Source organism: Sodalis glossinidius str. 'morsitans' (genome assembly GCF_000010085.1).
Classification (GTDB): domain Bacteria; phylum Pseudomonadota; class Gammaproteobacteria; order Enterobacterales; family Enterobacteriaceae; genus Sodalis; species Sodalis glossinidius.
Genome location: NC_007712.1, coordinates 1,063,403 through 1,081,175, shown reverse-complemented (window position 1 = coordinate 1,081,175; position 17,773 = coordinate 1,063,403). Strand labels below are relative to the sequence as shown.

9 protein-coding genes, 12 pseudogenes and 1 riboswitch are annotated in these 17,773 nt (G+C 53.8%); of the genes and pseudogenes, 12 read left to right on the top strand and 9 right to left on the bottom strand.

Features of this window, described 5'->3' with window-relative positions:
• Window positions 1–4: 4 nt before the first annotated feature.
• From SGP1_RS26685 to bhsA, 3 pseudogenes are all read right to left on the bottom strand, one after another.
• Window positions 5–487, bottom strand: a pseudogene (locus SGP1_RS26685) (IS110 family transposase); the annotation flags it as partial.
• Between the two features lie 187 nt (window positions 488–674).
• Window positions 675–1,311 (bottom strand): annotated as a pseudogene (locus SGP1_RS05490) (extensin family protein).
• A gap of 209 nt (window positions 1,312–1,520) precedes the next feature.
• A pseudogene (gene bhsA / locus SGP1_RS05480) lies at window positions 1,521–1,781 on the bottom strand (multiple stress resistance protein BhsA).
• A gap of 240 nt (window positions 1,782–2,021) precedes the next feature.
• On the opposite strand from bhsA, the pseudogene SGP1_RS05475 reads away from it, so the two are divergent.
• The 7 genes and pseudogenes from SGP1_RS05475 to SGP1_RS05445 all read left to right on the top strand — a co-directional run.
• Window positions 2,022–2,201, top strand: a pseudogene (locus SGP1_RS05475) (helix-turn-helix domain-containing protein); the annotation flags it as partial.
• Window positions 2,202–2,542: 341 nt separating this feature from the next.
• Window positions 2,543–4,891 (top strand): annotated as a pseudogene (locus tag SGP1_RS32765) (M60 family metallopeptidase).
• Window positions 4,892–4,930: 39 nt separating this feature from the next.
• A complete protein-coding gene (locus tag SGP1_RS36135) occupies window positions 4,931–5,089 on the top strand; it encodes a M20/M25/M40 family metallo-hydrolase (RefSeq protein ID WP_424141139.1) in 159 nt (52 codons plus the stop codon).
• Window positions 5,090–5,131: 42 nt separating this feature from the next.
• The gene (locus SGP1_RS36130; protein WP_050747428.1) at window positions 5,132–5,464 is read left to right on the top strand and encodes a peptidase dimerization domain-containing protein; all 333 of its coding nucleotides are present in this window, start codon (window positions 5,132–5,134) and stop codon (window positions 5,462–5,464) included.
• A 739-nt stretch (window positions 5,465–6,203) separates the two neighbouring features.
• Complete coding sequence (gene mdtJ / locus SGP1_RS05455; RefSeq protein WP_011410383.1) at window positions 6,204–6,584, top strand: multidrug/spermidine efflux SMR transporter subunit MdtJ; 381 nt, start codon at window positions 6,204–6,206, stop codon at window positions 6,582–6,584.
• Window positions 6,571–6,900 carry a multidrug/spermidine efflux SMR transporter subunit MdtI gene (mdtI, locus tag SGP1_RS05450; protein WP_011410382.1) on the top strand — a complete coding sequence of 110 codons (330 nt, stop codon included), beginning with the start codon at window positions 6,571–6,573 and terminating at the stop codon, window positions 6,898–6,900. The genes mdtJ and mdtI overlap by 14 nt, the downstream gene beginning before the upstream one ends.
• A gap of 191 nt (window positions 6,901–7,091) precedes the next feature.
• Window positions 7,092–7,260, top strand: a riboswitch (M-box (ykoK) riboswitch).
• Window positions 7,261–7,333: 73 nt separating this feature from the next.
• A complete protein-coding gene (locus tag SGP1_RS05445) occupies window positions 7,334–8,356 on the top strand; it encodes a magnesium transporter (protein WP_011410381.1) in 1,023 nt (340 codons plus the stop codon).
• Between the two features lie 120 nt (window positions 8,357–8,476).
• Here the strand turns inward: SGP1_RS05445 and iraP are convergent.
• Window positions 8,477–8,780 (bottom strand): annotated as a pseudogene (gene iraP / locus SGP1_RS05440) (anti-adapter protein IraP).
• 807 nt (window positions 8,781–9,587) lie between these two features.
• Between iraP and SGP1_RS05430 the strand changes: the two are divergent.
• A complete protein-coding gene (locus tag SGP1_RS05430) occupies window positions 9,588–10,211 on the top strand; it encodes a MurR/RpiR family transcriptional regulator (RefSeq protein ID WP_011410380.1) in 624 nt (207 codons plus the stop codon).
• A gap of 95 nt (window positions 10,212–10,306) precedes the next feature.
• Window positions 10,307–11,107, top strand: a pseudogene (locus tag SGP1_RS05425) (N-formylglutamate amidohydrolase).
• Here SGP1_RS05425 and SGP1_RS05420 read toward each other — a convergent pair.
• Window positions 11,095–11,917, bottom strand: a pseudogene (locus SGP1_RS05420) (NAD(P)-dependent oxidoreductase). The pseudogenes SGP1_RS05425 and SGP1_RS05420 sit on opposite strands and share 13 nt — an antisense overlap.
• Before the next feature lie 35 nt (window positions 11,918–11,952).
• Between SGP1_RS05420 and SGP1_RS05415 the strand changes: the two are divergent.
• Complete coding sequence (locus SGP1_RS05415; RefSeq protein WP_011410378.1) at window positions 11,953–12,798, top strand: SDR family NAD(P)-dependent oxidoreductase; 846 nt, start codon at window positions 11,953–11,955, stop codon at window positions 12,796–12,798.
• Between the two features lie 35 nt (window positions 12,799–12,833).
• On the opposite strand, the gene SGP1_RS05410 is transcribed toward SGP1_RS05415, so the two are convergent.
• Window positions 12,834–13,532, bottom strand: coding sequence for a helix-turn-helix domain-containing protein (locus tag SGP1_RS05410; RefSeq protein WP_148203375.1), 699 nt, complete (start codon window positions 13,530–13,532; stop codon window positions 12,834–12,836).
• A 444-nt stretch (window positions 13,533–13,976) separates the two neighbouring features.
• Here SGP1_RS05410 and SGP1_RS25460 point away from each other — a divergent pair.
• Window positions 13,977–14,417 (top strand): annotated as a pseudogene (locus tag SGP1_RS25460) (hypothetical protein).
• Window positions 14,418–14,640: 223 nt separating this feature from the next.
• Here SGP1_RS25460 and SGP1_RS25455 read toward each other — a convergent pair.
• Together SGP1_RS25455 and SGP1_RS05395 are read right to left on the bottom strand one after the other, a co-directional pair.
• Window positions 14,641–14,940 (bottom strand): annotated as a pseudogene (locus tag SGP1_RS25455) (helix-turn-helix domain-containing protein); the annotation flags it as partial.
• Between the two features lie 77 nt (window positions 14,941–15,017).
• Window positions 15,018–15,634: pseudogene (locus SGP1_RS05395) on the bottom strand (TetR/AcrR family transcriptional regulator).
• Between the two features lie 517 nt (window positions 15,635–16,151).
• Here SGP1_RS05395 and SGP1_RS05390 point away from each other — a divergent pair.
• Window positions 16,152–16,406, top strand: coding sequence for a hypothetical protein (locus tag SGP1_RS05390; RefSeq protein ID WP_041866654.1), 255 nt, complete (start codon window positions 16,152–16,154; stop codon window positions 16,404–16,406).
• Window positions 16,407–16,559: 153 nt separating this feature from the next.
• Here the strand turns inward: SGP1_RS05390 and SGP1_RS05385 are convergent.
• A pseudogene (locus SGP1_RS05385) lies at window positions 16,560–17,739 on the bottom strand (alanine racemase).
• Between the last annotated feature and the right edge of the window lie 34 nt (window positions 17,740–17,773).

Genomic DNA, 17,773 nt, shown 5'->3' with positions numbered 1-17,773 from the left:
ATTGTTGTCTTGGAACTAATCCAACCGATGCTGAGAATTCTCGCCCTTTAGTAAATTGTTTTCCATCACTAAGTTCTGGAGTTAAGAGACTTGCTGTAATTGGTCCGATCGCAGGAATAGATAGCAATCTTAAACCATTTTCATCAGCAGCTAACGCTATTTCAATTTCTTTATCAATTTCGCTAATCTGTTGATGTAAATATTTATAATGTTCATGAAGACGTTTTAGTGCTGAAATTAAATAGCAGGGAAACTGGTTATCGTTTAATAACTCCGCTAATCTCTTTACTACGGCAATTCCTTTAGGTAAGCAGATGCCGAATTCATGAACGAAAGCATGCATTTGGTTAGTGACCTTAACGCGTTCGGTAACCAGATTGTCACGTACTCGGTGTAGTGTACATAAAGCTTGTTGGGTCTCTGTTTTCGGCTTTACAAAACGCATGTTGGGTCTGGATGCTGCATCACATATAGCTTCGGCGTCAATGTGGGCACTGATACCGATGTTACGGTAGCGCTCAATAGGCGTTCGACGGGCCATAGTCTTTTCTTCCTAACCTGCGGGAATTCCCCGCGTTGTGATTGTTACCGGCGCGCCCGCGTCGGAACCGATTTGCTTCGGACCAACGGCGGCGGTACCGGCTAGCCCTTGAGTAACCTGTAAACCCTGACGATTAGCGACACAGACCGAAACCGCGCATGCCTAAATGAAAATGACTGGAGTGGGTGGCGTTATAGTCCGGCCCAAGCGCATTGCCATAATAGGCGCAACTGGCGCTGAAAAGGCTGCGCACATAATCGCCACCGGCGTTGTTAGCGCGATAATCGGCGCCGATAGTCAAACGACTGCCATCGCTGAATCGAAAAGCGGTCACATCTAGTGCCTCCGCGCTGGCGTGCTCGCTGCGCCGTCCTTCGGCACGGTGATAAATATTGCGGCAGGCAAAGCTGCCGACATGGTCAATGCGCACCAGACGCTTTCCCAATAACGTTTGCGCCTGAGGCGCAGCCGCTTGTCCAACAAACATGGCACTGCTGAACGCCAGCGGACAACTGGCCAGAAAACTCGCGCTCAACACCACCGGCCCGTACCGGGTTGTCGAGCGGACACGCTCCAGTGCTCGAAGGCTGCTCGCGAAAGGCGATGCGTCCTGCCGCCTGAGCACGCATTAATACCGCGATCCAGGTGGGCGGATCGTCTACCGACAACGGCGAAAACGGGTGATAACCCGGCGGTAAATATTTATCAATCCAGGGATATGCTCCCGCTAAAAGCACCACCAATAACACCAGGCCCAGCAAAAAACGCACGTTGCCCCTTGGGTCTAAACCGTTTCGTTACTGGCTGAAAGTATAGTCATCATCGCCGGCGCCCGAAGGGTACCGGGGGAACAAGCCGGCGTTACCCCGAGTACTCATCACCGTTGCCAGCGGCAATAAAAAAACGGCCCCGGAGCTATTGTTGCCACCTGGGCCGATTATGCATTCAGGCATCAGGAAATCGCCGTCTGACGATTTCATTATTGATAAATGACGGCGGTACCATGCAGATTGTTCTCGCCCGAGGCGGAAGTAATCTGGTAAGACTTGGCGCCGCTGGCATCAGCCTGCGCGGCCAGTTCTGACTGCAACTGCGACAGGTTGCTGTTATTCACCGTGGCTGACACTACACCGACTTTATGCTAATCCGCCGGGGCTTGCTGAACCTCTTGCGCAGCAAAACCGGCAAAGGACAGAGTGCTGAGCAGCATAGCGGCAATGGAGAAGGTAACATTTTTCATAAAATTCTCTCTTCTCTGGTCGCTGAAATGGGGAGCAAACGCTTTAGTTAACGTTCGATAACTAAATACTAGACCCGTTCATCACGTCGATCAAGAATTTTATTAATGATTATTAATTTTTATTTTTCGAGCGGCCACCCCGACAAGCGACCGGGTTAACATTGTGGCGTAAAGGGGGTTTTATTTTTTTATATGATCACTAATTATATAGTTGAATGTCATAAATCCAGAGAGGAGACCATGAGCAGCAACACGGCCACTACCGCCCCTCGCGGACGCGGCAGGCCGAAACACTTTGATGCCGATGCCGCACTGGACGTGGCTCTGCGTTTATTCTGGCAACACGGCTTTGAGGCGACATCAATGCATGATTTGGTGGCCGCAACCGGCGCCAAGGCGCCCACCCTGTACCATGCTTTCGAGCGCCATTAATTGCTACCGCCGTTGAGCCTCAGCGCCGCTAAACACTCAACGGTTTCGCCCGACTGTCTCCCAACCCGCCATGCACAGCCGCCCAGGGAACAAAGCGCGCGGCGTCATTAGCGCGTCTCACTACGACCCGCGCTAATGCTGCCGCTGCCTCTGTGGTTCCTGCCGGTTGGCCGCCATGCTGGCTGCTTTCACTATTCTGTTTATCTTTGCCTTACACGTCATTATGGCATTCACGCCAAGAACCCAGCTCATTATATTATGCTGGCGATTTATTTTAATTCTCAGATTCAGTCATCAACAAACTAACACATAACGAGTAAGGATAAATAATGGAAATATTTACGGTTCATGGTAATGGTTCCGCCAGCACTTTTTGCGATCTGCAAAGACGTTCATTACGCCATAGCGAACTGCGGCCGACAGGGTTTTATGCGCAAAAAGGGAATAAAATCACACTCACGGTGCGGGGGGACACCAATAAATTAGTATTCGCTCAAATAGGCATTCCTAATATGCACAATACCACTGTGACCCCTCTCGCCAGAGGTGAAAACACCTTTACCGCTGCCCATGATGGCTTATTATCCTTTATTAATAAAAATGCCGGTTGTGCAGTCGAGATAACGTTAGATTCTGAACTAATGCGCATACCTTCATTTAGTCTGGGAGTCAGTAGCAATGAGACGTTCTTTGCCGAAATGGACAAATACCCCAAAGCGCCGATCATTCCGCTTTCCAGCAAACGGGCGGATATCGTGGTTTATTACAACAGTGCCGTCAAATTTCTTTCGGATCCCGATAGCCTCATGCAAAATGTTGAACGTTTCCTGCAGGCGCAAGAAACGATATCAGGTTTGCAAGCCAACGGCCACTATGACTATGGCCTGGATCCTAACAAAATGCTCTATATTGAAGCCGATCATGGTTACATGTTTGCTACCCATGGCTATATGGGCTTTCATGGAGAGGCGGCATTAAAAAATTTACTGAAGACGCAAACGAGCTGGGGGGTTTGGCACGAGTCCGGCCATCAAATGCAACAGCACCCGACCAAGTGGAACGACGGTAACGGTATGACTGAAGTGACGGTTAACCTCTATTCTATGGCTGCAGAGGAGGAGTTATTAGGCAGGGCTTCATGGCTCGACAATTACTACCCCCAAATACATAAATTTTTGAATCTGTAGGAAAAAAATTATGATACGCAAGATTTTCCTATTAAATTAGGCATGCTGTGGCAACTGCGATTGGCGTTTGGCGAGGCTTTCTATCCACAAGTCCACCAAGCCTATCGGGTGATGGATGAGTTGCCCACGACTTCACAAGAAAGAAAAAACACTTTCATACTCGTTTGCTCGCACATAGCCAATATCAACCTGATTGATTACTTTGATAAATGGGGAATTGTGGCCAGTAAGAAAACCCGAGATTTATTAAGAACATTACCACCGTTAACCAAAAAAATATGGGAGAACGACCATAATAATACTATTACGCTCCCGCTGCCTTACGATAAATACCTTCCACAACTGCATTATATTAAGAAAACGGTAAATCACATTGTTCTCTCTGCAACCGAGATCATGTTCAGCATTGAAAATATGTTTATAAAAAACAACGATTACATCATAAAAGTCAACCACCAACGCGTCGCAGAGATCAAAAATGGCAAATCAACTGAATGTCAACTCACCGAGATCCCTACTGGGGTAGTCTGCTCACTACCCTATGATTTGGCCAACGATGATCTGGTAGAGGTATGCCTTGCGATCAATGAGGATGCCTATGTCATCTGGCAAGGAAGCATCGATTACATCACTATTTCCAAAAGATTGACAAGTCTTTATGCGGACGATAAAACGATTGCAAGCTGGGTCACGCAAGCCGATCTTGATAATCTTTATAAAAGCATCATTTCACTTCAGCACACTAATGACTTACTTTTAGCATACCATGACGCGCAGAGGCTATTTCTTATACCGACGATTGATCACGTCAACGTAACAGATACAAAAATAAATGTGTTATTTAACATGGGCGGCATTGAAAACTATAAATATGTTATTTTATACAACGGTAAGTATCTCGCCGAATTAGATAAATTAAAACCTTATTACTCTTCATGGTATCAGCCAAATCGATGGTCCATTACCAAGCCAGCGGATACCGACCTGGAAACGATTTGCATCGAAGTCAGAATGAGCATGGGAAAATATACCCTCTTTGAACAACCCCGTGCCATCCTTGATTTGAGTGCTGAAATAGATGCACTTTACATCGATGAGGACAGGAAGATCATCAAACCGGAAATTGACCAACCTACGTTATCTGACTTATACCAGAGGATCGTCGTTGTGTGTAATAACTTACAAGACAATACTCTTTTGCGCGAAATTGATAAAGCGGAAATGATTTTTTTGCAGCAATCCATACAGGATGTCACCCTGAAAAGCAATAACATACAGGTATCTTTCTTCCCAGAACATTATACAGAATTGAAATATATTCTCATAAGAAATGGCCAATATTTATCTGAAGTCAATCAGGGAAAAGCCTTTTATTCGTTTATCGAGGATGATATTTGGCTAACGATGGTGGATACCACGCCCGGTGACCTATTTTCAATTGAGGTAAGAGTCAATGACAAAAAATATACCCTATTCACGCAAATAGCATAGTCTGGGTAAATCCCCCGCGGGGCAGCCGCTGACCTGGCCATGTGTGGCAGCGCTCTTTGCCGAACCCGCCGGTTTAGCGGCACCCTGTATTTTATTTTCCAGCCGGCGGAGGAAAATTTGGCCGGTGCCCACGCCATGATTGATGACGGCCTGTTCCGCCGCTTTCCCATGCAGGGGATATACGGATTACATAACTAGCCGGGACTGCCGGCGGGCCATGTCGGTGTTAATCACGGCGCCATGATGGAGTCGCTGGATACGTTTGAGATTACATTGACCGGCAGAAGTTGCCATGCCGCCATGCCCGAAATGGGCAACGATCCGCTTATTGCCGCCGCCCATCTGTTGCTGGCACTGCAAACTATCACCGCGCGCCATATCTCGCCGATGCATTCGGCAGTATTGAGCGTCACCCAGATTAACGGCGGTGTAGCGCTGAATGTAATCCCCGACCATGCGGTGTTGCGCGGCACATTCCGTTGCCTGCAACAGCCGGTGCGTAACCGGGTCAAAACGCTGATTAGCGATCTGGTGGCCTCCCTGCCGCCGTCCTTCGGCGTTGCGGCTAGGTGACGTTCAGCGTCGGTTATCCGGTCAAGTGCAATCACGCGTTAGAGGCGGAAAAAGTGCGCACGATTGCCATCAATACCCTGGGCGCCGAGCACGTGCACAGCGACATTCCGCCGTCGATGGCGCAACGCCCTCCCGTCCCCTGCACAACGCCAGCTACGATTTTAACGATGCGCTTATCGGCCCAGGTATCGCGCTATGGCACGCCATTGTCGAAACACTTCTGCCCCAGCAGGTATAAGCCCAAGTTCAGCACTTTTTTCCGCCATGGGCTATAACCCGCCACGCCGTGCCACATCAGGGGCGACCCCCGCTTCATACCCGCGCTTTACAAATCCTGAAATTTCCCGCTTTGCCTTTTATCTGCCCATATGGTAAAAATATCCATAGATGATAATTTTATTTTTACGAGGATTTTCGGAATATTACAAGGACTTCAGCTAATAACTGAAAATAACCATGATGTTTACTAAAAGTCTTACCCTCAATTGTTCTTCTTACCGGTATTTCATTTTGGCTACCGCTGCCAGTGAGCAGCACTGGTGCGGCGAGCTGTAGCGTAGTTTCTTCCAATACCGGACCTGACAGCCTTGGCTTGACGCCTGCCGTCGCCAGGATCCGTGTTAATGATGCGTTTGGGGCAGCTTAATCCCCGCCGGCAGCAATCCGTGACTGGCCCTCTGGCCGCACATCCCCCGGCATAAATGCCCCGACATGCGTGTTATCCGTCGGGAGAATTACCATGATTTACTGGATCTTTTTAGCACTCGCCATAACGGCCGAAGTTATCGGCACGCTGTCGATGAAATATGCCACCGTCAACGGCCAAATAACCGGTCATATTGTGATGTACATTATGATCACCGCCTCCTACATCCTGTTATCGCTGGCGATTAAACGGGTAGCGTTGGGGGTCGCCTATGCGCTGTGGGAAGGCATCGGTATTCTGTTTATTACTCTGTTCAGCGTGATGTGGTTCGATGAGCCCTTTTCGTTGACCAAGCTGGCGGGGCTGGCCATTTTAGTCATCGGCATTGTGATGCTGAAATCCGGCACCCGTAAAGCGCAGGGCGATAGCGGTCTGAAAGCGCGGCAGAAGGAGCGCCATCATGCAACAGTTTGATCTCTATCACTCCGGTTTCCTAGCGTCGGCGGTGGTATTGGAAATTTTGGCCAACATTTTGCTCAAAATGTCGGACGGTTTTCGTAAATTGTGGCTGGGCCTGCTCTCGCTCTTGGCGGTACTCGGCGCTTTCAGCGCCCTGTCACAGGCTGTCAAAGGCATCGATCTTTCCGTCGCCTATGCGCTTTGGGGGGGGTTTGGCATCGCCGCGACCATCGCCGCCGGCTGGATAATGTTTAATCAGCGCTTGAGCAGCCGCGGTTGGGCTGGTCTGGTATTGTTGCTCATCGGCATGTTGGTGATAAAGTTGGCGTAACCCAGGATGACGCCCGACGGCCAAAGGTCATTTTTCTTTGGCATCCCCTGTCACAGGACTCTTTTTTTACCCCCGTTTTATTCGCTCGTGGATTTTATTTCCCGGGATAATAATCAACGGCTGATAAACGGAAAGCGTGTTCGCTTTGCCGGATATTGTTTTTAAAGATATAATCTCCGCGATTTTTATTTGCAGTATCTCGTTTGGCGAGGCTCCTATACAAATACAGGTTACTGATCTGACGACGTCGAGAGACGCCCAAGGTTAGGACAGGCTTTATCGGATTAAGGTTTAGCCCAAAGTAACTTCTGTTGTACAGATACGTTGTATAGTGCCAAAACCGTGACGTGGAGATAGGCTTGCTGCGCTCTCTTCTCAGGTTTATGCCCCTTTTGAGAACTGTTGATGTCGAAAACAGCTTGGGGAACCCATCATGCATTACTCATCAACACCCTCGACAGTAACCGCCGTGGGGGAAAAAATTATGGATCACGCGGTCGCTTATTACATGAGTGACCGCTATATTGCTATTTCAGGCGCCCTGTCCGCAGGGGATGCCCGGCAATATTTATTAGATCATCTTACCGACAATGCTATTCCACCACAGATTTACATTGTCGATAAAGATAATTATCTGGAAGGGCTTCTTTCGGTCAAACGGTTATTTACCGAAGATAACGCCGATGTACCGGTCGCCAGCCTGATGACCCGGGATTATGTGACCGTCACACCGGAACAGGACCGCGAACAGGTCGCTGAAATGCTGGGGAATCATCTTAACGGCCCGGTGCCAGTGGTACGCTATGCTAAACTTATCGGCGAACTGGGCGAACGGGAAATCGCCGCGTTGCTGCGTGACGAATATACCGAGGATGCCCAGCGTCAGGGGGCCAGTCTGCCGCTGGACGAGCCTTATCTCAGTTCCTCGCCCTGGCGGCTGTGGCGAAAACGTATCAGTTGGCTGATGCTGCTGTTTGTGGCGGAAGCGTACACGGGCACGGTATTGAAAGCTTTTTCCGATGAATTGGAAGCGGCTATCGCGCTGGCGTTCTTTATACCGTTACTGATTGGCACCGGCGGCAACAGCGGGACCCAAATCACCTCGACACTGGTGCGGGCCATGGCGCTGGGCGAGGTCAGCCTGCGCAATCTGCCCGCCATACTGCGCAAAGAAATTCCAACGTCGTTTTTAGTGGCGATATCTATCGGGCTGGTGGCGTGGATACGAGCCTGGATCTTGAACGTGGGTCTGCAGGTAACGCTGGTAGTCTGCCTGACGCTGATTGCTATCACGATCTGGACGGCGATTGTCTCGTCGATAATTCCGCTGCTGCTTAAGCACTTGCGCATCGATCCGGCGGTTGTATCGGCGCCATTCATCGCCACCTTTATCGATGGCACCGGGCTGATTATCTATTTTGAGATCGCCAAGTTGGTCATGCGTGATTTGGGCTGATCATCGCTAAGGGAGTGAGTTTAACGTACAACCCTCGTAGGGGCGTGCTCTTGACGGCGCGACCCTGCCCTGGATGGGCCTTCCCCCCCCCTCCCCGGCGGCTCGGGGCGGAAGGCGCGGCTAACGGTGGGCTAAATCGCTGTCGGTATTCTCCTCCACAAAATGCGATACCGAAATCAGCCGGTCAAAATGGGCCAGCCAGCAGTAAATCGGCGTCGGTCGAGAGGATTTCGGCAGAGGCCTCGGGCGCCGACAATATTGCTTTTTGGATATTGCTCGACATGCTGGCGGGAATGCCTTTGCCCACGGTCAGCCCCAGCGCCGCCAACAGCAGCGATTGCGCTTCCACCTGCGCCGTCAGTTCTTTAGTCTGAACATCCGCCTTGGCCATTTTAATTAAAAGATCGATTACGAGATTTTTCATGGTGGCTTACTCAATAAGAGATGTCCTGTAAACGCTATCAAAAATTTAGCGACGCGTATACTTCACCGCGGCTAATGTTGGCCCTGCGCCTTTCAATAGCCGATTAATCAAGCGTCCACCGCCTGCAACAGCAGTGAGAGACGCGCATTTCGCCTTATCCCTTATGATTTTCCCTCAGGCCGGTTGCGCGGTAGGCGTCTCTTCTGGCGCAAAAAAGCGCTGTATTTTTAAACACATTCATTAACGTCGACGACATGCTTCTGAGATGAGCCGAAGAAAAAGGCGGCGCCCCGCGTCAATTTTGGACCGACATGAAGGACGGCGTTCGGCGCGAAGCGCCGGAAGCCGTAAGGGTAACGCGTGTGCTGAGCAAGAACATCAGCAGCCATGCCGGAGTGAACGAAACCACTCGCCGTGGCGGCGTTGCTAAGCGCGTCGATCCGTCCAGCGCTAATGCCCTGCGTTCTCGCCACATCTTATACGCCGCTGTCGTTAGAATGTGCAGCGTGCTTTCCCGAGTGTTGATACTGTCGCGCCATCGTCGCCACCTGCCGGCTGCGAATAACTGCTTGCGTCTATTTTATATCTGTAACAAAATCGCTGCTAAACCAGTATCTGTAATGAATATAATACCATTGACATTCATTAACCTATTTCTTAGCGAAGAAAATAGCGTGGCAGATGACGGAACCTCTTACCGCCCCCCCCCCCACCGGACGGCGCGCCTGAAGCGCCGCTGCTGATTCAGCATCTGCGAACGGGATTGGCGCAGCTTAGCCCAACCGAGAGGAAAGTGGCGCGCGCCGCATGGGATTTAGCGGCTTCGTGGAATTGCAGCAGGCGCTACGCGCCGAACTGTCCTGGCGATCAAATGGCCCGTTGCAATTACTGGACCGCCATCAAACCGCCGGCGGCCATCTTGAGGCGATGGAGACATCGTTGCAGGCCACCTGCGACTCCATCAGCCAGTCGCTGCGTCAAATACCTGCCTTCGATATACAGCAGGCGATCGCGCTACTGGGCCAGAGCGGCAAACGGGTAACGCTGGGGGGCAGGCGTTTCAGTCAGTCGCTGGCTATCTATCTGGAACGTCACCTGCGGCAACTGCGCCCGCAGGTCATGCTGTTGCCGGAAGTCCCACATCAGCGCATTCTGCCTGTCGTCGATGCCGGCCGGCAGGACATTTTTGTTTTATTTGATTTTCGCCGTTACCAACGCAATATGGTGGAACTGGCGCAACAGGTCACCGAACGCGGCGCGGCCCTTATCCTGGTGACCGACTCACACCTCTCCCCTCTTGCCGCCCATGCCCAGGTGGTATTACCGGTGCAGGCGAATCCTGTTGGCCCTTCGGCACCCACGCCGTGGCATTTGTCCTGGTGGAAATGTTGGCGGCGGGGGTGCTTGCCAGTCTGGGGGATCAGGCGTTAGCACGGATGGCGCAATGGGAGCGGCTCGATCCGTCGTCGTAACCCCTCTTTTCATTCAGGGCGCCGAAAGGGGCCGCAGGAGACACCACAGACGTGATGAATGCCGCTTTACCGCCGCCGCTGCTGACGCAGGATGAACCGGAACCCGTCAGCGTTGTCCGACCTGATGCCCGTTCTCCCTTCGTGATTCTTTGCGATCACGCCGGTAAACGCATACCGCGCCGGCTGAATTCGCTTGGACTGCCGCAGCGGGAAATCGCGCGCCACATCGGCTAGGATATCGGCGCGCTCGGCGTGGCGAAGTGGCTGAGCGCACGACTGAAGGCCACGCTGGTCCACCAGCGCTATTCGCGGCTGGTTATCGACTGTAACCGACACCCGGGCGCGCCCGGCACTATCATCCCCGCCGTCTCGGAGCGTACCGCCATCCCCGGCAATCTGGCTCTGGACACCGCGGAACGGACGGCACGGCGGGAAGCAGTGTTCGACCCTTATCATCAGGTTATTGATAATCTTCTTCAGCACCGCATCGCGCGCAGGCAGCTCACCTGTCTCATCGCCATGCATAGCTTTACGCCTGTGTTCATGGGCGTGTCGCGGCCGTGGCAAATAGGGGGGCTTTTTGATCGCCAGCCGGCGTACGCCCGGGAAGTTCTGCGCTTATTGCGAGTGGTGGGGGATCAGGTGGTCGGTGACAATCAGCCTTATGCGCTGGACGACACCGACTATGCAGTACCGGTTTACGCCTACGGCCATCGCCTGCCGTATGCAGAGATCGAAATCCGGCAGGATTTGATTGGCGATATCCGCGGGCAACGGGCGTGGGCGACGCGGTTGGCCCACGTCTTGCCCGCGGCCTTAAGACGGTGGCGAGCAAACGGCGCTCAGGTCAGTTGACGCACGGGCGCGCCGTCCAGCCAAGCCTGGATATCCTCCACCGCCTCACGAAAATAAATACGGTAATTACTGTCCGCCACGTAGCCGAGATGGGGCGTCGCCAGCACATTGGGCAATTGACGTAGACGGTCCTGCGCCGGCGATCCGCCCTTGCTCCAGCGCCGTTATCAGCGCCTAGCGCTCGACAATGGCTGCCCGCAACGTATTGATCAATAGCGCGCCGGGCTTCATACGCGCCAGCGCGACCCCCGCAGCCGCGGCCAAATCCGCGTCAAGATGCTGACTCCAGGCGATAACGTCCATGCCGAATGCCTGCGTAACAGAGACCATGGCGCCACCGATTTTGCCGAGTCCCAGCAAACACAGCAGTTTCCCTTTCAGCGTCATTCCCAGGATCTGCTGCCAGGGGTCGCTGTGCCGCAGCGCCTGATTTTCAGGCACAAGATGACGCGCCAGGCCCAAAATCAGCGCCCAGGTCAACTCCATCGGTGGCGCGGCATCGCTAGCGGTACCGCACACGATAATATTGTGCGCCCGCGCGGCGTCAAGGTCGATAGCCACATTACGCATCCCGGAGGTCACCACCATGCGCAGCGCCGGCAATCGTCCCATTAGCGAGGCGGTGATCGGCGTACGCTCGCTCATCACCACAATAATCGCGCAATCGGCAAGCTGCGCCGCCAATGCGGATTTATTGTCATAATACGCCGCCAGGCTGAAGACCTCGACGCTTGCGCCGTGAAAGGTCCAGTCGGCGAGGGGTAAGGCGACTTGCTGATAATCATCAAGAATGGCGCAACTTAGGGTCATGGCAGCTCTCTCTGGTGACAGCAGCAGGGGGAACGATGGCCGGCAGCGAGGCTTACGCCGAAACCCAGCCGACCCTTGTCCTCAACGAATCATCACACCATAGCAAAACCCCGACAGTGCCGGCAATGGCGCAAAAAATGATCGATGCCCCTTGCGAGACACTCGTCGGCAAGCGGCGCACCGCGCCGCCCTATAACAGTTTTTTATTGGAGAAGACAATTATATCAACGTTTCTTTCTACGCCCGATGAAGTGGCTGGCAAAGTGGTGTTGGTCACCAGCGCCGCCAGCGGTATCGACCGCAGCATCGCCGAGTTGATGCATCAGCGCGGCGCCCGGGTTATCGCAGAAGATGTTCAGCCAGAGGTCAACCAGCTTGCCGCCGAAAGCCTGGTCCCGCTGGTGGCCGACATCATCGCCGATGGCGCGGCGGAGCAGGCGGTGGCCCTGGCCCAGAATGCCTTCGGCCGATTGGACGTCCTGGTTAACTGTGCGGGACGGATCCTTTATAAGCCGCTGATCGACATAACCCGCGAAGAATGGCACTGGCAGATGGAAACCAACGTTACCGGCGCGTTTCTGCATTCCCGCGAGGCGATGAAAGCAATAATGCCGCAGCGCAGCGGCGCCATTGTCAATGTCAACATTGCGTCTTATGCCGCCTATTTCGCCTTTCCCGGCATCGCTGCGTATACCGCCTCCAAAGGCGCGCTGGTACAGCTGAACCGCACCCAGGCGCTGGAAACGATTGCCCACGGTATCCGGGTCAATGCTATCGGCGTCGGCAACGTCGTGACCAATATCATCAATCACTTCCGCGAAGACGGGCGGGAATTTCTTGCCGAACACGGACGCAATGCCCCCATAGGCCGGGCGGCATAAGCGTAGAGATAGGCTAACGCCTGCCCTATGGCGCGCTATTGCCGGTAATGGCTGGGTGACAGTCCGACTTCACGCCGGAATATCTGCGAGAAATGGCCGGGGCTGGAATAACCGACCTCCAGGCCGATATCGATAATACTGCGCGATGTATCAGCGAGCAATTGGCGGGCACGTTGCATACACAGCCGGATAAAATAACGTGAGGGAGATAATCCGGTGGAGTTTTTAAACTGCCGGCTGAAATGGTATTTGCTCAGCCCTGCCGCTTGGGCAATGGCGGTAAGATCAAAAGGCTGCGCCAGACCGGCGAGAAAACAGGCGCTGGTGCCGTGCCGGCCCAGCAATTCGCGCCGGCACAACTCCAGCAGTTGTGAAATCACTTCGTCTCGCTCACCCTCCGTCTCGCGGATGCGGCACGGCCTGCCCTGCTCCTGCACGACAGCGTCTTCAAGCAGCGAGACCCCCAGATAAACGTGCATGACGTCAAACGACTCGGGACCGCGGGCCTGCCAGCGCATTTCATAAGGCACGTCGGTCGCGGTCAAATAGAAATCCCCCGCATGGACGTCCTTCCCTTGCCATACTTCGCCGACGACACACTCTTCAACCCGGGCGTTACCGTTCATAATCCACACCAGCAGTGGCTCCGCCACGGCGGGAACCTGCACGCTGTGTTCAGTACGCTGACGGCGGAACATCTGCACCAGCATTGCCCGGCTGCAAGCTGTCTTCATTGCCGGCAATGCGTTCCCCTGGAATATACGCCTCCAGACCGCGGGGCTTGGTTTGTCCAGTCGCCCCCGTCACGGCGCACGGCGCCATTTGTGCGGCAGAGGCCTGCGCGGTGACGTGATATTTTTCCCGGCTACCACCGACAGGGCGTTTCCATCCCTATGCACCGGTCTCATCCTGTTGGTACCCATATAGCCTCCCCCTTCTTGCGCGAAACCCACCGTGTTTCGCGCCTGCCCTGCCAGGGAGGAGCGGACAACGCCGGGCATACTTGCAGTCTGTATGGCATTTTACTGTAAAAATACTAGATAAAAAAACAGTAAAGTTATATATTTATTGTAATCCTATGGAGAGCCAAAGCTTTAACTTGAGTGGTGAACATTATGATGATATCCGCAGCGGGTTTTGCAGCCCATCATCAAGCCGTCGTAATGAGCAGCCGTTAGCTGGCCGAATTAACCGGCGTCACCCATGGCGAAGTCAAGCGCCTGATAAATATCCTGGACAGCGGCAAACGCCTTTCCCGCCCCCTTCGCACGGCAGAGTATCTCTATGCTAACGGACAACCGTGCCAGGAGTACCTGTCGACAAGCGTGATTCGCTGACCGTTGTCTCCCTACTGTCGCCGTCTTTCACCCCTGTGGTGATCGACCGCTGGCAGGCGCGGGAACAAACGCATGATCTTCCTGATTTTACCAATCCGGCGGCCGCGGCGCGCGACTGGGCGGAAGAGTTTGAATGCCGGCAGGTTTGAGGTGCACACCGGTACCAGCGGCAGCCGTTATACCTTTTCACAAGCGCGTTTTACCGCCAAGGGCGTGAAGTGGGTCGCCGATCTTTGGGCCGCCTATTCGGCGACGCCGCAGACAAAAGGCGCAGCAGCGTAAACGCTTTTGGCACTAAGGCCCCCTTGCCTTTCATCGTTATCGCGCACAACGGACTACCGTCTGCGCGCGCTTAACGATCCTCAACCCGCGCTTCGCCCGGGGGAAAAGCGTGGTGAAGTCTTGCACGGGCCTGGGCCTGCTGCACGTCGTGCTCCGCATCCTGCATTGGCTGCTTCGGACAGACGCAGCAAAGGGGAATACCGCCCTGGCGTTTGCCCGCCATACGGCGATATATCCCTGGCGATTCACCATATTCACGTTTGAAACTTCGGGAAAACGACTGTTGGGAATCAAACCCAACCGCCAGAGCAACCGACAAAATTGCTTTCTTGCCGGTTGCTAATCGGCAGGCGGATTCACATAGGCGCCGGCGACGAATGTAGTTGGCCAGCGGATAACCGGTATGGTGTTTGAACATACGCTGCAAATACCATTTAGAGAAACCGGCACGCTCCACCACATGGTTAATATCCAGCGGCTGTTCCAGATTTGCCTCAATCCAGGCGATTAGATCCTGTACTATTCCGGTATGACTCGTCTTATCTCTCCCTTGGCTAGCGAAGGAAAGATACTAACCTAGTGACTAATTAAGTCACTAGGTTAGTATACATCTTGACGTTTAAAGCTGCGCAGCACCAATCTCGAAAGCTGCTCTGGACCCAGCGGCAATGACTCAAGATGATGCTGTAAGAGCAAAGGATTGATAAAAGGCTGCATGACTAGGTAGACAGCCTGGCAGCATTCATCCAGCGGGGTTTGCTGCTCAAATTCGCCATTTTCGCGACCTTCTTGAATGATCTGGCGCAGCAGCGCGCGGATTTCCTTCTCATAGGCCAGCGCTCGGCCGCTGCATAGACCGCAATATCATACAGTTTGCGATCATTAACGAATAATTTGGCGGCGTTGCCCACTAGCAAATCGAAAAGACGGCAAAATTTTTCCGACGCGCTGCCCGCAGTGCGCATCGCTTCCCCCACCGCCTCCAGCGCGCCGTTCATGCAGCGGCTGCAGATAGCTTCACAGATTGCCTGTTTGGAGTCGAAGAATTTGTAGATGTAAGCCTTGGAGAATCCAATGGCTTTCACCAAATCCGATACCGTCGTTTTGCCATAGCCGTAGTGGCTAAAGTGGTCATTGGCAGCGCTGACGATTTGGTCGCGAATACAGTGATCGGTCGGGCCACGCAGGCCACAAAGGGTAGCAGTATGTTCTTTCATAAATAAAGTGTAACTCAGTTAGCGCAAGACCACATCCAGCAATTAATGTCCGGTTGATGGAATCGTGATGGTGAGCGCCTGAGCCTGACCGCAAATTACCCCTTGCGTGTGCCCACCCGTGGCCAGGGCGATGAAAAAACGCCTTGTGGGTGCAGTATGCCGCAATCGACGCGGCCACAACGTACACTCTGGGCTTTTCACCCTCCTGCGCCCGGCAACGAACTTTGGTTAAATAAGTCATTAACCTTCACGAGAAGCAAACCTCTCTATTATTAGTTTTGAAACCGTTGCTGCAGGGTCGTGTGCGTTCGCGGCTACCTGAGCCGTTAGCCGTAATAGTTGGTTTTCCCTTTATCGGTTAGCGAGGCAACGCGCTGCCGGTTGCGCGGGAAGGCACGTAGCGTTTCAGCGGAGCGCATTTTTTACATAGATTTAACCAATGGAAGGTCAATAATCAATGTCAGCAGTCTTTCTGTCACTCAGATGAAGTCATAGCAATGAAAACAGGCATTCTTTATTGCCCGTCCTGCTGATGGCGACGTCGGCCTATGACCTGCATGCCGACAGTACCCTCAATGCTGCCCGGCCCGCCGCCGGCTTTGAAACGGTCAGCGTCATCGACACACGGCAACTTACCCCCAACACGCCCTCCGACCTGACGGCGGAGCACGCCTCTTCACCCTGCAAACCGGATATTGTCCCGCCAGGTAAATTTCGCCGCCGCTCGCTGGATGGTAAAGACAGCAAGCTGAGCAAGTTTGGTTTATTTTAACCTCGGCGCTCGTGGGCGGCAGTCAACCGTGACCTCTTGCGCGACGCACCGCCTAACAGGTGCCACTGCACGCGCCCCCGGCAACGACCGGCCCGGGAAACAACGCCGACGGCCGGGCGCCGGCGGTGCATTTCCCGCCACGGCCGTCGCTGGCTAAAAGCAGGTTTCTATCTCTTCCAGCACGTTATAATCGTTATCGATTAAAAACAGTGTTTTCCACTTATCAAAAGTCAGGCAAGGATGCGACTTGGTAAACACCAGAATATCGCCGACCCGGACCTCGCTGCCGGGCGCAAGGGTCAGCATGGCGTGCTGGTCCATGATATCCACCGTCGTGAGCGCCCCGGGCGTGAACGGCACCGGCTGCCCCCTGGCGGTAATGCGCTACCGGCTGCGGCAACCCGGCATCAAACGCGCTGTCCCGATTGCCAAAATTTACCACGGCTCTGCCGAATTCTGGCACCGATTGCACCATCGCCAGAAGCTCCAGCGCCAAGTGCAAATCGCCGCCCAGATCGCATGCGACCGGATCGCGCGCCATCACGGCTTCCTGGGCTTGCTGATAGATCCCGCCGTCATGGGTAATATAACAGCCCGGACGGATCACCAGCCGGCGCCGGTCAGGATCATTTCTCCCTTTACCCACCGATGGCGGCTAAAGGACAGCGCCAGGGCGGCGGCATCGCGCAGCAGCTGTTCAACCCGCGGCCGCGGATCCTCATCGTGAATCACCCCTTCATACAGCTCAATACCATGCAGGGTCAGGCCAGGTAGCGTGGTCACCCGTTCCGCCAGCGTCTCCGCTTCCGCGCCACTGCGGCAACCGCAGCGGCCGCACCGGGCACGCCCAGCTCAATCAGCACGTCCAATCGCTGGCCGCGGGCGGCAAAAAACGCCGATAGCTCACCGGCGTTGGCCTCGCTATAAACGCAGAAGAAAAAATGACACGCCGGATAGTCGGCTTTTAGCTGTGACACCAATTGCATATTCGCACGGCCGACCAGCTGATTGACCATCAGTATCCGGCGCGCGCTGCTGCGCATGGCGACGCTGGCCTGCCAGGGGCGCTACCGACGCCGATAGCCATGGCGCCAAGGGCGATTTGCCGGCGAAAAATCCACGGCGTCATCGTCGTTTTACCGTGAGGCGCCAGCGACACGCCCCGTGCATCGACATAGCGCTGCATCCAGGTAATATTATTTTCCAATGACTGACTCTTTACCGCTACCGCCGGCAAACAGACATCCTCCAACAGCAAATTGACCGGGCGATCATCAGGCCGGTGCATGATGGCGGCCTGATGCGCCGCTCCTGCGACATCATGATACCTCATAACATATTCCTATTATTTAATCATTATCAGAGAT